The organism is Rhodococcus sp. SG20037, assembly GCF_031763325.1.
Lineage (GTDB): Bacteria > Actinomycetota > Actinomycetes > Mycobacteriales > Mycobacteriaceae > Rhodococcus_F > Rhodococcus_F qingshengii.
In genome coordinates, this window is sequence record NZ_CP134497.1 from 2,191,976 (window position 1) to 2,208,312 (window position 16,337).

Consider the following 16,337-nt stretch of genomic DNA (forward strand, 5'->3'; position numbering starts at 1 on the left):
ACTGCATCCGAAGATAGAAGTCGACCTTGATCCTCGGTCGAAGGGATGCATGAATCGATGGGCGCTCAACTCACCACCACCAGTGTCGACACACTCTGCGCATACTGCGGGGTGGGCTGTGGTCTTGTCCTCGACATCATCACCGATCCCGAGACGGGGCGTCGGAAGGCTGCGAAGTCTTCCGGTCTGAAGACACATCCCACCAACTTCGGGCGTCTGTGCACCAAAGGCACCACGACCGCAGACATGCTCGCCGGCCCGGGGCGCATGGAATCTGCATATCGCCGTCCGCGCCGAGGTGATGCGATCGAAGCGGCGGACATGGCCGCAGTCATCACTGACACCGCCCAGCGCCTGCGGGCAATAATCGACGAGCACGGTCCCGACGCGTTTGCGTTGTACGTGTCCGGGCAGATGTCACTCGAAGCTCAGTACCTGTCGAACAAACTGGCCAAGGGCTTCATCGGGACCAATCAGATCGAATCGAATTCCCGTTTGTGCATGGCAAGTGCCGGCACCGGATACAAGCAATCGCTCGGGGCCGACGGACCGCCCGGTTCCTATCAGGACTTCGAACATGCCGACGTGTTCTTCGTGACCGGCGCGAACATGGCGGACTGCCATCCGATCCTCTTCCTCCGAATGCAGGAGCGGGTCAAGGCAGGCGCGAAGCTGATCGTCGTCGATCCTCGACGCACCGCCACCGCCGACAAGGCGAACTTGTTCCTGCAGATCGCTCCCGGCACCGATCTCGCGCTACTCAACGGACTACTCCACCTGCTCGTCGTAAACGGCCACACAGATCCGGACTTCATCGCCGACTTCACCGAAGGCTGGGAGGTCATGCCCAGTTTCCTCGCGGAGTACACGCCTGCGAAGGTCAGCGAGATCACCGGTATCTCCGAAGCCGACATCCACACGGCAGCGCAGTGGATCGGTGAGGCCGTCAACTGGATGAGCTGTTGGACAATGGGTTTGAACCAGAGCACCCACGGCACGTGGAACACCAACGCCATCTGCAACCTTCACCTTGCGACCGGTGCGATCTGCAAGCCCGGCAGCGGTCCGTTCTCGTTGACCGGTCAGCCGAACGCCATGGGTGGGCGTGAAATGGGCTACATGGGGCCAGGTTTGCCAGGTCAGCGCGCCGTGATGGTCGACGCCGATCGCGACTTCGTCGAGGACCGATGGGGGATCCCGCAGGGCTCGCTGCGCACCGACATCGGCGGTGGCACCATCGACATGTTCTCCCGAATGGCGGCGGGCGACATCAAAGCGTGCTGGATCATCTGCACCAATCCCGTTGCGACGGTAGCCAACCGCAAGACCGTCATCGACGGCTTGGAGAAGGCCGACCTCGTCATCACCCAGGATGCTTTCCTGGGCACCGAGACCAACGAATACGCCGATGTTCTGCTGCCTGCTTCGCTGTGGACAGAGTCCGACGGAGTGATGATCAATTCCGAACGCAACCTGACGCTCTTTCAGCAGGCACTGGATCCGGTTGGGCAGGCGCTGCCTGATTGGCAGATCATCGCCCGGATCGCCTGCGAGATGGGGTACGCCGAAGCGTTCACCTACACCTGTGCCGAAGAGGTGTTCGAAGAGATCAAGCAGTTCTGGAATCCGAAGACCGGCTACGACTTACGCGGCGTCACCTACGAGCGCCTCCGCAAGACATCGATTCAGTGGCCATGCCCGCCAGACAGTGATCAGGACCGTCATCCCATCCGATACGTCAATGACGGTGTCAGTCAAAGGCTCCTGATCCGCGAGGACGGCAGCACTCCGCGGCTCGCATTTCCCACCGCCACTGGCCGTGCGATGTTCTTCGCACGGCCGCACATGCTTCCCGCCGAAATGCCCGACGACGACTACCCCTTCCTGCTCAACACCGGTCGTCTCGCGCACCAGTGGCACACCATGACCAAGACCGGCAAGGTGGCCAAGTTGAACAAGCTCAACCCAGGTCCCTTCGTCGAGATCCATCCCGACGACGCCGCCAGGCTCGGTATCGTCGACCAGGATGCGATCGAGGTTGCCTCACGCCGCGGTCGCGCTGTGCTTCCGGCTGTTGTCACCGACCGAGTGCGTCCGGGGAACTGCTTTGCCCCATTTCACTGGAACGACGCCTTCGGTGAATATCTGTCCATCAACGCCGTCACCAACGACGCCATCGACCCTGCCTCGCAGCAACCGGAGTTCAAAGCCTGCGCTGTCACTATGACGAAGGTCGCCGTGAACACACCTGAAACAGTGCTCGCCGAGGCGGCGCTGGTGGCTCCCGCGCCAGCTGATCGGGCGTTGTCGCGAACCGATGTCCTCGCGGATGTCCTCGGTCAAACAGGAACACCTGCAGTGGTATTCGATGCGCTCCAGCAGAGCTACCTGGCCGGCCTTCTCGCTGCGTTGCGTGCGGACGCCGATCGCACTGCCGGGGTACCTACCTTGCCGTCGACGGCACCCTTCGATGCCGAAAAGCGGATGTGGGTCGACGGTGTTCTGGCCGGCCTGTACTCGCGGATCTCACTTCCTGACACCGACGGGCCTGCGTTGTCATCGAGTCCGAGTATTGGATCCGAGCGCGCGCCGATCGTGGTGCTCTGGGCATCGCAGACCGGAAACGCGGAAGAATTCGCTGCTGAGTGCGCCACTCGTCTCGGGGGAATCGGCTTGCCCGTCGTGATGCACGCGATGGACGAATTCCCGGCCGCCGACCTGGCAGCTACCAGAGAGGTCCTGCTGATCACCAGTACCTCCGGTGACGGCGAATCCCCGGACAACGGCAGCGGTTTCTGGGATGCGTTGTCTGCTGACACGGCGCCCCGCATGTCCGAGACACGTTATGCAGTCATCGCTTTCGGCGACTCGAACTATGCCGACTTCTGTGGACACGGACGAAAGCTCGACGCCCGCCTTGCCGAACTGGGAGCCAGTCGTATCGTCGATCGCGCCGACTGCGAGCCCGATTTCGAGGACACCGCTGCTGGATGGCTGGAGGCGGTCACGGCTGAGCTTCGGAGCTCGGTGGCCGGCGAGACGACCGACGTCCTCGTTGCAAAGAAGAATTCTGGGACAACCTTTGCAGCCGCGCCGATTTCACCGGCGATGTCGCCGCCGCTGCGATACAACAAGAAGGCGCCGCTGACCACAGCCTTGACGCGCAATGTCGTGCTCAACCGTCCGGGTTCTTCCAAAGACGTGCGGCAGTTGGGCTTTCACCTTCCAGGTGACACGGTCAGTTACGAAGCCGGCGACGCTCTCGGAGTCTGGCCCCGAAACAGCTCTCCGTTTGTCGACGAGTGGCTCACCCTTACCGGCCTCGACGGTGACGAGACCGTCGAACTGGGGCAGTACGGGGAAATGACGCTGCGTACCGCGCTCACCGAGCGCCTGGAGATCACTCGAATCTCGACCGACATGATTCGATTCGTGCATCAACGAACCCGCGATTCGGACCTGGCCGAGTTGTTGAAGCCGGAGAATGTCTCCACGTTCAAAGACTGGTCGTGGGGACGACAGTCCGTCGACATTCTCGCGCAGTCGCAAGTTCGTGCCTCGACAGACGAATGGCTCTCGCTGCTCAAACCGATTCAGCCGCGGCTGTATTCGATATCTTCCAGTCCGAAGGAGAACCCACGCGAAGTGCAGTTGACGGTGTCCGCGGTGCGATACAACGTTGCGGGTGTCCCACGGCGTGGAGTGTGCTCGACTTACCTCGCCGACCACGCTCACGATGACGACATCGGTATCTACGTGCAGAAGTCGACCCACTTCCGGCCACCTTCCGATCCCGAGACCCCGATGATCATGGTCGGTCCGGGGACCGGCATTGCACCGTTCCGTGCCTTCCTGCATGAGCGGCGGGCATTGGGGCACACGGGCCCGAACTGGCTGTTCTTCGGAGAACAGCACGCCGCGACCGACTTCTACTACCGCGAAGAAATCGAAGAATTGCGGAAGGACGGATTCCTCACCGAACTCGACCTCGCGTTTTCCCGGGATCAAGCCGACAAGGTCTACGTGCAGGACCGGATGCGTGAGCGGGGTGCACTGCTGTGGGAGTGGTTGCAGAAGGGAGCGCACTTCTACGTCTGCGGCGATGCCAACCGGATGGCCAAGGACGTCGACAGTGCCCTCAACGGGGTGGTCGCTCAGCACGGAAAACTGGCACCTCGCAGTGCCGAGGCGTACGTGAAGGCTCTTTCGGCGGAGAAGCGCTATGTCCGGGACGTCTACTGACGTCGATCAGACAGCGCCCTTGAACCCGTGCTGACGCCAGGCCTCGTACGTCACGAGGGCGGCAGCGTTGGACAGGTTGAGGGACCGGCGTCCGGGCAGCATCGGGATACGCAGGCGCTCGGTGACGTGTTCGTCCGCCAATACTTCTTCGGACAGTCCGGTGGGTTCGGGCCCGAACAGCAGGACGTCGCCGGGTTGGTAGGCGATATCGGCATACGACGTGGTCGCGTGCGCGGTGAAGGCGAATACGCGAGCGGGGGTGACGGCTTCCCAGGCAGCGGTCAGGTTTTCGTGGACCGTGACAGTCGCCAGGTCGTGGTAGTCCAAGCCTGCGCGCTTGAGCTTCGGCTCCGACAAGTCGAACCCGAGAGGGCCGACCAGGTGGAGTTCGCAACCGGTGCCCGCGACCATGCGGATCGCGTTTCCGGTGTTGGGTGGGATGCGGGGCTCGTGGAACATCACTCGGAACACTCGAGGAACTGTACCGGGCGACGTATCGGTGCCCACGTCCGTGAGAAGACCCGGTCGGGAAGTGTGGGCGAATTGGTAACAAACCGGCCAGTCCGTGCGAATCTATTTCCGGCACTCTTCGCAGAACGGACATTTTGATGAACCCTCCCGCCGGTTGGAACCCCGACCCCTTCGACCCCACGATCGACCGTTACTGGGACGGTCAGCAGTGGACCGCGCAGACACGGCCCAAGGGCGTCGACGCACCCACTCAGGCTTTCGGCACTCCCACGCAGGTCTTCGGCGCACCCGGATCGGCGGTGCCGGACACTAGCGCCGAGGAAGGCAAGACGCGGCGTAAGTGGCCGTGGATCGCCGGGGCGGCAGTCGTGGGGCTGGTTGCCATCGCCGCGGCGACGGGAGCGGGCAAGTCGGAAGAATCGACGACGCCTGCTGCGACCTCTTCGACGACAGCTGCAGCGACGACAACCAAAAGCACGGTCCCGTCGACGACGAAGACCACGACTTCGTCCCTCTTGCCGACGACGACAACCACCGTGGCAATAGTGCCGCTGGTTCCGCAGGTCCCGGAGACCACGACTACGCCGTATGTTCCGCCCGCTCCGGCGTACACACCGCCGAAGACAACGGAACCGGCGTACGTTCCGCCGCCGGCCAAGGTGCCTGACGCGGGGGTGTATTACGCCAACTGTGCAGCCGTGCGAGCGGCCGGTGCTGCCCCGATCTACCGCGGCGATCCCGGCTATTCGTCCAAGCTTGATCGTGACGGTGACGGCGTGGCCTGCGAGACCTAGGCGATCGAACCGGTGTCGGTGCGGCGGGGCAGTATGGACGGCATGCTCCCCGAAGAATCCGACGATGTCGTCGGCGAAGACTATTCAGACGCGCGGCTGGCCGGGCAGAAGTGGCGTCAGCGCACTTTCACCAACTGCAATTTCCGAGACGCCGACCTCACCGGACTCACGACGGAGTCGGTGGTGTTCACGGATTGCGATTTCACCGGCACCGATCTGGGGGAGTCCGTGCACACGGGAACTGCGTTCCGCTCGTGCAATTTTGCCCGGACCAGCCTGTGGCACAGCACGTTCCGAAACTGCAGTCTGCTCGGGTCGACGTTCGACGGTTGCCGCATCCGGCCGTTGACGCTCGACGAAGTCGACTTCTCGTTGACCTCACTCGGCGGGGCGGACCTGAGAAAGATCGACTTCACCTCGTGCCGCTTCCGTGAAGCGAACCTGGTTCGGGCCGACATGCGGGGCGCGGTGCTGGCGTCCGCGGATCTGTCCGGTGCTCGCACGGGTGGACTCAAACTCGAAGGTGCAGACCTGCGCGGTGCGCGGATCGATCCGAGCCTGTGGACGTCCGCGTCGGTCGGAAACGCGCAGATCGAGTTGATGCAGGCGGTGGCGTACGCGTCGGCGCACGGTCTTGTCGTCGACGTGAAGTAGCAGCGCCTAGCTCTCCAAGCGCTCCTCGAGGCGCACCGTCACCAGCTCGCCGGTCTCCTTGCCGATGGCTTTGCGAAGATCGGCTTTGACCGGCAGCTTGTGGTTACCGTCTCCCAACGCCATGAACGAACTCTGGAACGGATGTCCGTCGATCGTCCCGCGTACCTTGACCAGGCCGCGGGTGCCGAAGAACTCGGCGGACTCCGGCCAGATCACATAAGTCCACCCGCCCTTGGCGTCGCTCTTCTGCAGGGTGGCCGTGAATTCCTTGTCCAGCAACATGATGTCGGTCCTTTCGAACTCGTCCCAGTCGATCAGCGGATGAATTCCCGTGCGAGCAGATCCATCAGCAGTCCGTCCTTCCACACACCATGGCGATCTCGCGAATACTCGCGCATCACCCCGACGTCTTTGAACCCCACCGATCGGTAGCACGCGATGGCGACGGAGTTGTCGACCTCCGGGTCGATGACCAGACGGTGGAATGCGAGGTCGTCGATCAGGTGGGCACACAGCACGCGAATCGATTCGCGACCGAACCCTCGGCCGTGGAAGTCGGGATCGAGGAACAAGTCGAGCCCGGCGTGGCGGAAGTCGGGGTTGTCCTCCGCCTCATACCACTGGATGAAGCCGATCAGGTGGTCGCCGTGGAAGATGCTGTAGCGCGTGGTGCCAGCCTCCGGCGCTGCAGGCCAGTCGTCGTCGGGATTTTGCCACCAGTGCACGACGTCCGGGTGCAGGTGAATTGCTCGCAGACGGGCGTGATGATCGGGCGCGACGGGGGAGAGGAGCACCCTCGGGCCGCGTAGTTCCGGAGCCGTTGTCACTCATCGACCCTAACCTGGAACAATGGTCGCCGTGACTGCAACGATCCTCGACGGCAAAGCTACCCGCGACGAAATCTTCGAAGACCTGAAGGTGCGGGTGAGCGCTCTGAAGGCAGAGGGCATCACACCCGGCTTGGGCACCATCCTGGTGGGCGACGACCCCGGATCCGCGGCTTACGTGCGCGGCAAGCACAACGACTGCGCCAAGGTCGGTATCAATTCTTTGCGACGCGACCTGCCTGCTGACATCACGCAGGAGCAGCTCAACGCGACGATCGACGAGCTCAATGCCAATCCCGAGTGCACCGGCTACATCGTGCAGTTGCCGCTTCCCAAGCACCTTGACGAGAACGCAGCCCTCGAGCGCATCGACCCCGGCAAGGACGCCGACGGCTTGCACCCGGTCAACCTCGGTCGACTGGTGTTGGGCAAGGAAGCCCCGCTGCCGTGCACCCCGCGTGGAATCCTGCATCTCCTGCGCCGCTACGAGGTCCCTATTGCAGGCGCACACGTGGTGGTAGTCGGACGAGGCGTCACAGTCGGTCGCCCGATCGGATTGCTGCTGACGCGTCGTAGCGAGAACGCGACGGTCACGCTCTGCCACACCGGTACCCGCGATCTCGCGGCCGAGGTTCGCCGCGCCGACATCATCGTCGCTGCCGCAGGCGTTCCCGGCCTCATCACCGCAGACATGGTCAAGCCCGGGGCAGCGGTCCTCGACGTCGGCGTCAGTCGCACCGACGACGGCCTGCGCGGCGACGTCGCAGCCGACGTCAGCGAGGTCGCCGGCTTCGTCTCACCCAACCCCGGTGGTGTCGGACCGCTGACCCGCGCGTTCCTGATCACCAACGTGGTCGAACGCGCCGAGCGGGTTCTGGCCGAGGCCTGAGTCCGATGTCCTCACTGGTCGGCCTCGCGAAGAAGAATCTGCCCATGCTCGCGGTCCTCGCCGTGATCGCGGCAGCGGTTGTTCTCGTGCTGGCCGACCGGTGGCGCCGCGGCGCCCTCGTCTTCGGTGTTGCCGTCATCATCGGAGCTGCCGCTCGGTGGTTCGTTCCCGAGAACCGTGTGGGGTTGCTCGCGGTGCGTGGAAGGGTCTTCGACACTGCGGCGATGGGCGTTATGGGTGTGCTGATCGCGACGCTCGCCCTGACCATCGATCCGCTCGGTACCGACTGAGAAGATCAGTCCCCGTAGAACGAGCGAATATCGATATCACTCAAAGGGATCCACTCCGGTGAATGTGCGGATGTCGACTTCTTTCCAGCCTTGACCGGTGCACTCCGTAACGTCACCGCAAGTGCAGGTTCCTCGTCGATTCGCCCGGCGAGGGCGTAGATCGCGGCGAGATGGTGAACGCACGGCGAGCGTCTACCTGAGCAGTCGCAGCTGGCAGTGCACTCCGAAAGATCAACGGCTACTGCGATATTTCGAGCCTGCAGTTCGGTGACGATGCTGTCCGGCAGTTCGCCGGTGGAGACGGATCTGTTCGCCTTTCCAGCCGAACGGAGAAGGCTCTTCACTGCAGCGATCTCGGATTTGGTCCAGAGCGGGACACCAATCGTCACTGACGAAGTTTTTGCCTTGGTGCTCACCTCGGCGACGACGGTCCCCGACGAGACGGCGGTGAACTCCACGGAACCGTTGCGTGCCAGGGCGCGAGCCGTCGGCAGGGACGGGTTCGGACCGGACGCCGCGGTCCGCTCCACCGTGCGCAGCCACGCTCGACCCCAAGCGGTGACGCCGAATTCGTTGGCCATCAGATGATCACCGCGCCGTCGAGTTCGAGAAGTTCACGCAGTTCGGTGTCGGGGAGATCGGCCAGCGCGGCCTCGACGTTCCCGGAGACAGCATCGGCCACAGCTCGTTTGGACTCGTGCATCGCTGCTATGTGATCCTCCACGGTACCGCCCGTCACCAAGGTATGGACGTTGACGGTGCGTTTCTGGCCGATGCGGTGTGCCCGGTCGGTTGCTTGATCCTCGACGGCTGGGTTCCACCACCGGTCGTAGTGCACGACATGACTTGCGCGCGTGAGGTTGAGGCCGAAGCCGGCGGCGCGCAAGCTCAGAATCAGAACCGGTGGTGAATCCGTCTCGTTCTGGAACGCGTCGACCATCGCGTCTCGTTTGTCGGTGTTCAGGCCGCCGTGGAGGAAAGGCACGGCACCGATACCCAGTTCGGCTCCCAGGTGTCGCGAGAGCATCTCGCCCATCGTCCGGTACTGCGTGAATATCAGCGCGCGATCGCCGTCGTCGACGATCTCGGCGATCATTTCCGTTGCGCGGTCGAGCTTTCCGGATCTTCCGTAGAGGTCGTCCGTATCGCCGGTGACCTGCGCCGGGTGATTGCATACCTGCTTGAGGGTGGTCAGAAGGGCAAGAATGTTGCCGCGCCGGGCAATTCCCGTGCCCAATCCGGAGTCGAACGCATCGGCAACTGCCGACCGGTAGATGCGCGCCTGTTCCGACGTCAGAGTGCACGAGACCGTGGAGAACTGTTTGGGCGGAAGATCCTTGGCCACTGTGTCTTTGGTTCTGCGCAGAATGAAAGGATCGATCACCGCGGCAAGTCTGGTCGCCGCGGTGGCCGATCGACCGGATTCGATCGGGACGGCAAAGCGTTGACGAAACCGTGCGCGAGTTCCGAGGACGTCGGGATTTGCGACGCGAAAGAGTGACCACAATTCTTCGAGGCGGTTCTCCACCGGCGTGCCGGTCATCGCTACCTTGACGTCCGCCGACAACTGCATTGCTGCTTTCGCGGCGAGGGAAGCGGGGTTCTTGATCTGTTGCGCCTCGTCGAAGACCACTGAACTCCAATGGACCGGGGCCAATTGGTCTGCGTCGGAACGCAAGACGCTGTAGCTGGTCAGAACCGTAGTGCCGGCGGGGATACGAGTGGGAAGTGCACGGGCGGCCCCGTGATGAACGTGCAGTGGCAGATGCGGAGCGAATCGCTCGATCTCGCGGCGCCAGTTTCCGATGACCGAGGTGGGACACACAACCAGATGCGGACCGTCGCCGGCGCGGATCGCGATCATCGAAACCGCTTGCAGTGTCTTACCCAAACCCATCTCGTCGGCCAAGATCCCACCACCCGAACCCGACAGAGCCGTCAGCCAGGCAACTCCCTGCATTTGATACGGGCGCAGAGTCGCCTGAATCTTTGCTCGGCGAAGGCTGTCCACGGCTGTACGCGCATCCGTGAACAACCGCACCGTGGACTCGGCGCTTCGGATCTTCGTGTCGTCGCGCTCGATCGCGGCATGCGCTGCGGTCGGAATGTCATGTGCGCCGGTGTCGATGACGCGCTTCCATGCGAGCAGCGACGATCCGAGGTCGCCGCGACCAGCATCGAGGTTGTGGAAGGCGTCGATCGCGGTGGTGAGGTCGAGCAGTTGCGCTTCGACGTCGGTTGCTGTGATCGACTCGTCGACCGGGATCGCAAGCCTGCACACGCCCGGCGACCCGGTCGGCATCCCCAGTGCCGACAGCCGCGCTGCCGGGTCTGCGTCACCCCAGAACGCGAAGGACATGTGCTCGGGAATGTACGTAGCCTGCAGGCGCGTCGAGCATGGCTGATTCACGTTCGCCGATGCTAGCCGCGCCGGCTCACGTTCGCCAATGAGAATGTCGGGAAAACCCGCAGATCAGCTGTGGTTTTCCCGACATTGACGAATCCTGAAAACGTGGCTCTGTGCCGAATTAGCGAGCCGTACGTGCGAACTCCATCGTTCGGCGAAGCAGTCCGGCGACGGCGTCCGCCTCCGTCAGGAAGCCGTCGTGTCCGTCCTTGGACTTGAGAATCTCGAGGCCGCTGCACGTGGAAATTCCGTCGGCGATCTCCTCCTGCAAGCGAAGGGGATACAGCCGATCCGAGTCGACGCCGCCCACCACGACCGGTGCCGTGATCGATGCCAACGCCGCCGCAACACCGCCGCGTCCACGACCGATGTCGTGCCGGTTCATGGCCTCGGTCAGGAGGACGTACGTGCTCGGGTCGAAGCGGTCGACCAGCTTGTCTGCCTGATGTTCCAGGTAACTCTGTACGGCGTATCGTCCACCGTTCCAAGGATTTTCGTCGTTCTGAGCGGAGTTCTCGAAGCGTGCGTCCAGTTCGGACTCGGTGCGGTACGTCAGGTGCGCGATGCGACGGGCGATGCCGAGTCCGGTGCGAGGTGCCCGCCCCGTTCCGTGGTAGTCACCGCCCTGCCAATCCGGATCGGAGACGATGGCAGCGATCTGCGTCGTCTGGGTGCCGATCTGATCTGCAGTGGCCCGTGAACCGGTTGCGAGAACCAACGCGGAGCGAATGCTGTCCGGGTAGGTAACTGCCCATTCGAGGGTGCGCATGCCCCCCATGGATCCGCCGACTACCGAGGCCAACTGGTCGATCCCGAGGAGATCGACGAGCTTCTTCTCCGCCGCGATCTGATCCCGGATGGAGATCTCCGGGAACCTGCTGCCCCACGGCTTGCCGTCGTCGGCCGGCGAACTGGGACCGGTCGTGCCGCGACAACCACCGAGGACATTGGTTGCGATGACGCACCATTCGCCGGTGTCGATCGGTTCGCCGGGGCCGACCATCCCGTTCCACCAGCCGGGCGAGGGCTGATTCGCGGAGATCGGTCCGGTGACGTGTGAGTCTCCGGTCAGTGCGTGCTCGACGAGTACGACGTTGTCGCGGTTCGGGGAAAGCTCACCCCACCGCTGAACGGCGAGCGAAACCGATGGGAGTGCCGCGCCGCTCTCGAGTTCCAAGGCGCCGATGTCGACGAACCCCACCTGGCCGTCGGGTGGGGGCAGGAGGTCGATCCTGGGCTCCAATTCGTTCACGGTCACGAGTTTGCCACCGCTGCCAGGCCGACGGAGAGATCGGCGAGGATGTCGTCGATTCCTTCGATGCCGACCGCGAGGCGGACGAGCCCGGGCGTGACGCCCGAAGCGAGCTGCTCTTCGGGGGTGAGCTGCGAGTGCGTCGTCGACGCGGGGTGGATGACGAGTGAGCGAACGTCACCGATGTTGGCGACGTGGCTGTGCAGCGTCAGGGCGTTGACGAACGTCTTGCCCGCATCGATACCGCCGGGCAGCTCGAAGGTGACGATTGCGCCGGTTCCCTTGGGCGTCAGCTGCTTTCCACGTTCGAACCATGGCGAGGAGGGAAGTCCCGCGTAGGAAACGGAGGCGACCTCGACGTGACCGTCGAGGAATTCGGCGACCTTCTGTGCATTGGATACGTGGCGCTCGATGCGCAGGCTCAAGGTTTCGATACCCTGCGCGATGAGGAACGCGTTGAACGGCGCCACGGCGGAACCGAGATCGCGCAGCAGTTGGACGCGGGCCTTGAGTGCGAACGCCGGCGCGCCGAGGTCCGCGAAGGTGACGCCGTGGTAGCTGGGATCAGGCGTCGTGAAGTTCGTGTGGCGACCCTGCGTCCAGTCGAAAGTGCCACCGTCGACGATGACGCCGGCGATCGCGGTGCCGTGTCCACCAAGGTATTTGGTGGCGGAGTGAACGACGATGTCGGCGCCGTGTTCGAGTGGGCGAAGCAGGTACGGCGTCGCGACTGTGTTGTCCACGATCAACGGAAGACCGTTCTCGTGGGCCAGTGACGAGATACCGGGTAGGTCGAGGATGTGGTTCTTCGGATTGGCGATCGTTTCGCCGTAGAACGCCTTCGTATTCGGGCGAATGGCTTCGCGCCACTGCTCGAGATTGTCGGGATCCTCGACGAACGTGACTTCGATACCCAGCTTGCGAAGGGTGTAGTGCAGGAGGTTGTACGTGCCGCCGTACAGGTACGGGCTGGAGACGATGTGGTCGCCGGCCTCGGCGATGTTGAGGATCGCGATGGTCTCGGCGGCCTGACCCGAGGAGAGGAGGAGTGCGGCGACTCCGCCTTCGAGGGCAGCGATGCGCTGCTCGACGGCGTCCTGTGTGGGATTCATGATCCGCGTGTAGATGTTGCCCGGCTCGGCGAGGCCGAACAGTGCAGCAGCGTGATCGGTGCTGTCGAAGACGTAGCTGGTGGTCTGGTAGATCGGCAGAGCGCGCGCATTTGTGGCGGTGTCCGCTGTTTGTCCGGCGTGCACCTGCTTGGTCTCGAACGACCAGTTCGCGGTCGGATCCGAAGTTGCTGCGGCGTCGGCTGTGTTGTCGGTCATGATTTGTTCACTCCAGTGGTCTGACGGATAGATGTCGGACGGGGGCGAATGATCGCCGCCCCGTGCTGGGGTCTATCTACAAGTGCGACACATACTGAAATACCTCCGTGGGGCTCGGCCCGGTCTGGGGTCCGTCCCTGTCGGACCCGCGCTTGTCACCCGAATTGCGGTGGAACTGCGCGAGCAGATCCACGTCGGGAAACCTGGTCATCACCCGGGGCACCCCACCGCGGTTGGAGGGTTGCCGTCCAGCGAGCCGGGGCTTGACGCTGGCACTCATGACCAAGTCGGATTCTACCGGGAAGTGAGCGCAGTCCTGACACGGGGCGAAATGTGAGCCGCAACCGCACGCGAGGCAGAGCGACGCAGCCCACTAGCAGGCAAAAGTTACTCGCGAGTAGAGACCGATGAGTGGACCTGCCGGTTGCGGCCTCACGGGTTAGCAGTACGCTTGTCTTGTTTGGGACTCATCTCCCGAGATCAGTCCACACCGTCTAGGTTTGATAATCGAACCGTTCGCGGACCCACTCACAAAGTGTGACCGCAACCGTGTAACCAGGGAAACTTCCTAGGAGGACGCGAAGCACCCATGTCCAAAATCAAGGTTGAGGGCACCGTCGTCGAACTCGACGGCGATGAGATGACGCGCATTATCTGGCAGTTCATCAAAGACAAGTTGATCCATCCGTATCTCGATGTGAACCTCGAGTACTACGACCTCGGTATCGAGTACCGCGACGAGACCGACGACCAGGTCACCATCGACGCAGCGCACGCGATCCAGAAGCACGGCGTCGGCGTCAAATGCGCCACGATCACGCCGGACGAGGCACGTGTCGAGGAATTCGGTCTCAAGAAGATGTGGCGTTCCCCGAACGGAACGATCCGCAACATTCTCGGCGGCACGATCTTCCGCGCACCGATCATCATCTCCAACGTTCCGCGACTCGTTCCGGGCTGGACCAAGCCGATCATCATCGGCCGTCACGCATTCGGCGACCAGTACCGCGCCACAGACTTCAAGGTCCCCGGCCCCGGCAAGGTGATGATCACCTACACGCCTGAGGACGGCAGCGCACCGATCGAGCACGAACTGGTCAACTTCCCCGAAGAGGGCGGCGTCGTCCAGGGGCAGTACAACTTCACCACGTCCATCCGTGACTTCGCTCGCGCGTCGCTCACCTACGGACTGCAGCAGAACTACCCGGTGTACCTGTCCACCAAGAACACCATTCTCAAGGCGTACGACGGTGCCTTCAAGGACATCTTCCAGCACGTCTACGAGACCGAGTTCAAGGCTGAGTTCGATGCTGCAGGTCTGACCTACGAGCACCGCCTCATCGACGACATGGTCGCTTCCGCACTCAAGTGGGAGGGCGGATACGTCTGGGCATGCAAGAACTACGACGGCGACGTCCAGTCCGACACCGTGGCCCAGGGCTTCGGCTCGCTCGGCCTCATGACGTCGGTTCTGCTGACACCGGACGGAAAGACCTGTGAGGCAGAGGCTGCTCACGGCACCGTGACGCGTCACTACCGTCAGCACCAGCAGGGCAAGCCCACCTCGACCAACCCGATCGCGTCCATCTTCGCGTGGACCCGCGGGCTCGAGCATCGTGGCAAGCTCGACAGCACCCCTGAGGTCATCGGCTTCGCGCAGGCGCTCGAAGACGTTGTCATCAAGACCGTCGAAAGCGGCCAGATGACCAAGGACCTCTCGATGCTGGTCGGCGGCGATCAGGGCTACCTGACCACCGAGGAGTTCCTCGGCGCGCTCGACGTGAACCTGCAGAAGGCCATGGCCGCGAAGTAGATTCACCGCTTCACCTGTCAAATGGGACGTCTGGGAAACCGGGCGTCCCATTTGTGTTCGCGGTCTCACGTGAGTGAACTCACCCGCTCTCACTTGGAAGTTCAACCAGGTGTGAGACCACAATTGATCAGTGACTTCGTCTACCCTCTCCCGTTCTGACACCTCGACACCCGGGGTTCGTTCCGCCAGAGGTCCGGCGATGCTCGCTCTCGCTCTCGGTGGTTTCGGTATCGGCACAACCGAGTTCGTCGCCATGGGGTTGCTCCCGGAAATGGCATCCGGACTCGGCGTCTCGGAACCCGTCGCGGGTCACGTGATCTCCGCATACGCGCTCGGAGTTGTCGTCGGCGCTCCGCTGATCGCTGCACTCACCGCACGAGTACCGCGCCGCACCCTGTTGATCGCACTCATGGTCGCGTTCACCGTCGGCAATGCCGCCTCGGTTTTCGCGCCCTCGTACACGACGCTGATGATGGCCCGCTTCGTCGCCGGATTGCCGCACGGCGCGTATTTCGGAGTCGCCGCACTGGTCGCAGCTCACCTGGCCGAACCGGGAAAACGCGCGAAGGCCGTCGCCATGGTGATGATGGGTCTTTCCGTGGCCAACGTGATCGGGGTACCGGTCGCGGCCTGGATCGGCCAGGCACTCGGCTGGCGCAGCGCCTTCGCCTTGGTTGCGGTGATCGGAGTGGCAACGGTTGCTTCGCTTTTCGTCTGGATTCCGCGGTTGGACGGCATGCCGGTGACGAATCCGATCACCGAACTCGGGGCACTGGGCCGCGTTCAGGTGTGGATGACCCTGATCGTGGGCATGGTCGGATTCGGCGGGATGTTTGCCGTCTACACCTACATCAGTACGACTCTCACCGACGTGTCCGGGCTTGGCGCTTCGTTCATTCCCCTCGCACTCATGCTGTACGGACTGGGCATGGTGGCCGGCAACTTCGTCGGTGGATACCTCGCGGATCGCGCACTGATGAAGGGCTTGTTCCTGTCGATGGGATCCCTCGTTGTGATCCTCGCGGTCTTCGTTATCGCCGTGCGCAATCCGTACACGGCGCTCGTCTTCGTCTTCCTCATCGGGCTCGCCGGGTCGTCGATGGTGCCTGGCCTCCAGACACGGTTGATGGATGTCGCCGAGGATGCTCAGACCTTGGCCGCGTCTCTCAATCACGCCGCACTCAACATCGCCAACGCCTTCGGAGCGTGGATCGGCGGCGTCGTCATCGCAGCCGGTTACGGGTACACCGCGCCGGCAGCGGTGGGGTCGTTGCTGGCCGTCGCGGGTCTCGTCGTGCTGGCGGTGGCGGTGATTCTGCAGCGTAGGGCCGCGCGCTGACCTGGGCGCCCATCCGCGTCGGTGGAATCGG

14 protein-coding genes and 1 riboswitch are annotated in these 16,337 nt (G+C 63.1%); of the genes, 7 read left to right on the forward strand and 7 right to left on the reverse strand.

The window, feature by feature from the left end:
- The first annotated feature begins 57 nt into the window (after window positions 1-57).
- Complete coding sequence (locus RHP72_RS10130) at window positions 58-4,242, forward strand: bifunctional nitrate reductase/sulfite reductase flavoprotein subunit alpha (protein WP_311094634.1); 4,185 nt, start codon at window positions 58-60, stop codon at window positions 4,240-4,242.
- A 6-nt stretch (window positions 4,243-4,248) separates the two neighbouring features.
- On the opposite strand, the gene RHP72_RS10135 is transcribed toward RHP72_RS10130, so the two are convergent.
- Window positions 4,249-4,713 (reverse strand): tRNA (cytidine(34)-2'-O)-methyltransferase, encoded by a 465-nt coding sequence (locus RHP72_RS10135; RefSeq protein WP_007727408.1) that lies wholly within the window; start codon window positions 4,711-4,713, stop codon window positions 4,249-4,251.
- Window positions 4,714-4,850: 137 nt separating this feature from the next.
- Here RHP72_RS10135 and RHP72_RS10140 point away from each other — a divergent pair, with 137 nt between their 5' ends.
- Both RHP72_RS10140 and RHP72_RS10145 read left to right on the forward strand, forming a co-directional pair.
- Window positions 4,851-5,507, forward strand: a complete 657-nt coding sequence (locus RHP72_RS10140) for an excalibur calcium-binding domain-containing protein (RefSeq protein WP_311094635.1) — start codon at window positions 4,851-4,853, stop codon at window positions 5,505-5,507.
- 33 nt (window positions 5,508-5,540) lie between these two features.
- Complete coding sequence (locus tag RHP72_RS10145; RefSeq protein ID WP_311094850.1) at window positions 5,541-6,161, forward strand: pentapeptide repeat-containing protein; 621 nt, start codon at window positions 5,541-5,543, stop codon at window positions 6,159-6,161.
- 6 nt (window positions 6,162-6,167) lie between these two features.
- Here the strand turns inward: RHP72_RS10145 and RHP72_RS10150 are convergent, their stop codons facing one another.
- Both RHP72_RS10150 and RHP72_RS10155 read right to left on the reverse strand, forming a co-directional pair.
- Window positions 6,168-6,443, reverse strand: a complete 276-nt coding sequence (locus RHP72_RS10150; protein WP_007727403.1) for a DUF1905 domain-containing protein — start codon at window positions 6,441-6,443, stop codon at window positions 6,168-6,170.
- 32 nt (window positions 6,444-6,475) lie between these two features.
- On the reverse strand, window positions 6,476-6,988 hold the full coding sequence (locus tag RHP72_RS10155; protein WP_063836256.1) for a GNAT family N-acetyltransferase: 513 nt from the start codon (window positions 6,986-6,988) through the stop codon (window positions 6,476-6,478).
- Between the two features lie 31 nt (window positions 6,989-7,019).
- Between RHP72_RS10155 and RHP72_RS10160 the strand changes: the two genes are divergently transcribed.
- Both RHP72_RS10160 and RHP72_RS10165 read left to right on the forward strand, forming a co-directional pair.
- A complete protein-coding gene (locus RHP72_RS10160; protein ID WP_311094636.1) occupies window positions 7,020-7,877 on the forward strand; it encodes a bifunctional methylenetetrahydrofolate dehydrogenase/methenyltetrahydrofolate cyclohydrolase in 858 nt (285 codons plus the stop codon).
- A 5-nt stretch (window positions 7,878-7,882) separates the two neighbouring features.
- A complete protein-coding gene (locus tag RHP72_RS10165) occupies window positions 7,883-8,167 on the forward strand; it encodes a DUF3017 domain-containing protein (RefSeq protein WP_003940740.1) in 285 nt (94 codons plus the stop codon).
- A 5-nt stretch (window positions 8,168-8,172) separates the two neighbouring features.
- On the opposite strand, the gene RHP72_RS10170 is transcribed toward RHP72_RS10165, so the two are convergent.
- The 4 genes from RHP72_RS10170 to RHP72_RS10185 form a co-directional block, all read right to left on the reverse strand.
- Window positions 8,173-8,748 (reverse strand): hypothetical protein, encoded by a 576-nt coding sequence (locus RHP72_RS10170; RefSeq protein WP_311094637.1) that lies wholly within the window; start codon window positions 8,746-8,748, stop codon window positions 8,173-8,175.
- The gene (locus RHP72_RS10175; protein ID WP_311094638.1) at window positions 8,748-10,577 is read right to left on the reverse strand and encodes a DEAD/DEAH box helicase; all 1,830 of its coding nucleotides are present in this window, start codon (window positions 10,575-10,577) and stop codon (window positions 8,748-8,750) included. Before RHP72_RS10175 ends, RHP72_RS10170 begins: the two co-directional genes overlap by 1 nt.
- Window positions 10,578-10,695: 118 nt before the next feature.
- On the reverse strand, window positions 10,696-11,832 hold the full coding sequence (locus RHP72_RS10180) for a homoserine O-acetyltransferase (protein ID WP_311094639.1): 1,137 nt from the start codon (window positions 11,830-11,832) through the stop codon (window positions 10,696-10,698).
- Complete coding sequence (locus tag RHP72_RS10185; RefSeq protein ID WP_073512454.1) at window positions 11,829-13,154, reverse strand: bifunctional o-acetylhomoserine/o-acetylserine sulfhydrylase; 1,326 nt, start codon at window positions 13,152-13,154, stop codon at window positions 11,829-11,831. The genes RHP72_RS10180 and RHP72_RS10185 overlap by 4 nt, the downstream gene beginning before the upstream one ends.
- 143 nt (window positions 13,155-13,297) lie before the next feature.
- Window positions 13,298-13,438, reverse strand: a riboswitch (SAM riboswitch).
- Between the two features lie 305 nt (window positions 13,439-13,743).
- Between RHP72_RS10185 and RHP72_RS10190 the strand changes: the two genes are divergently transcribed.
- Both RHP72_RS10190 and RHP72_RS10195 read left to right on the forward strand, forming a co-directional pair.
- Window positions 13,744-14,967 carry an NADP-dependent isocitrate dehydrogenase gene (locus RHP72_RS10190; protein WP_003940772.1) on the forward strand — a complete coding sequence of 408 codons (1,224 nt, stop codon included), beginning with the start codon at window positions 13,744-13,746 and terminating at the stop codon, window positions 14,965-14,967.
- A gap of 130 nt (window positions 14,968-15,097) precedes the next feature.
- Window positions 15,098-16,306 (forward strand): MFS transporter, encoded by a 1,209-nt coding sequence (locus tag RHP72_RS10195; protein ID WP_372509930.1) that lies wholly within the window; start codon window positions 15,098-15,100, stop codon window positions 16,304-16,306.
- Window positions 16,307-16,337 lie beyond the last annotated feature (31 nt).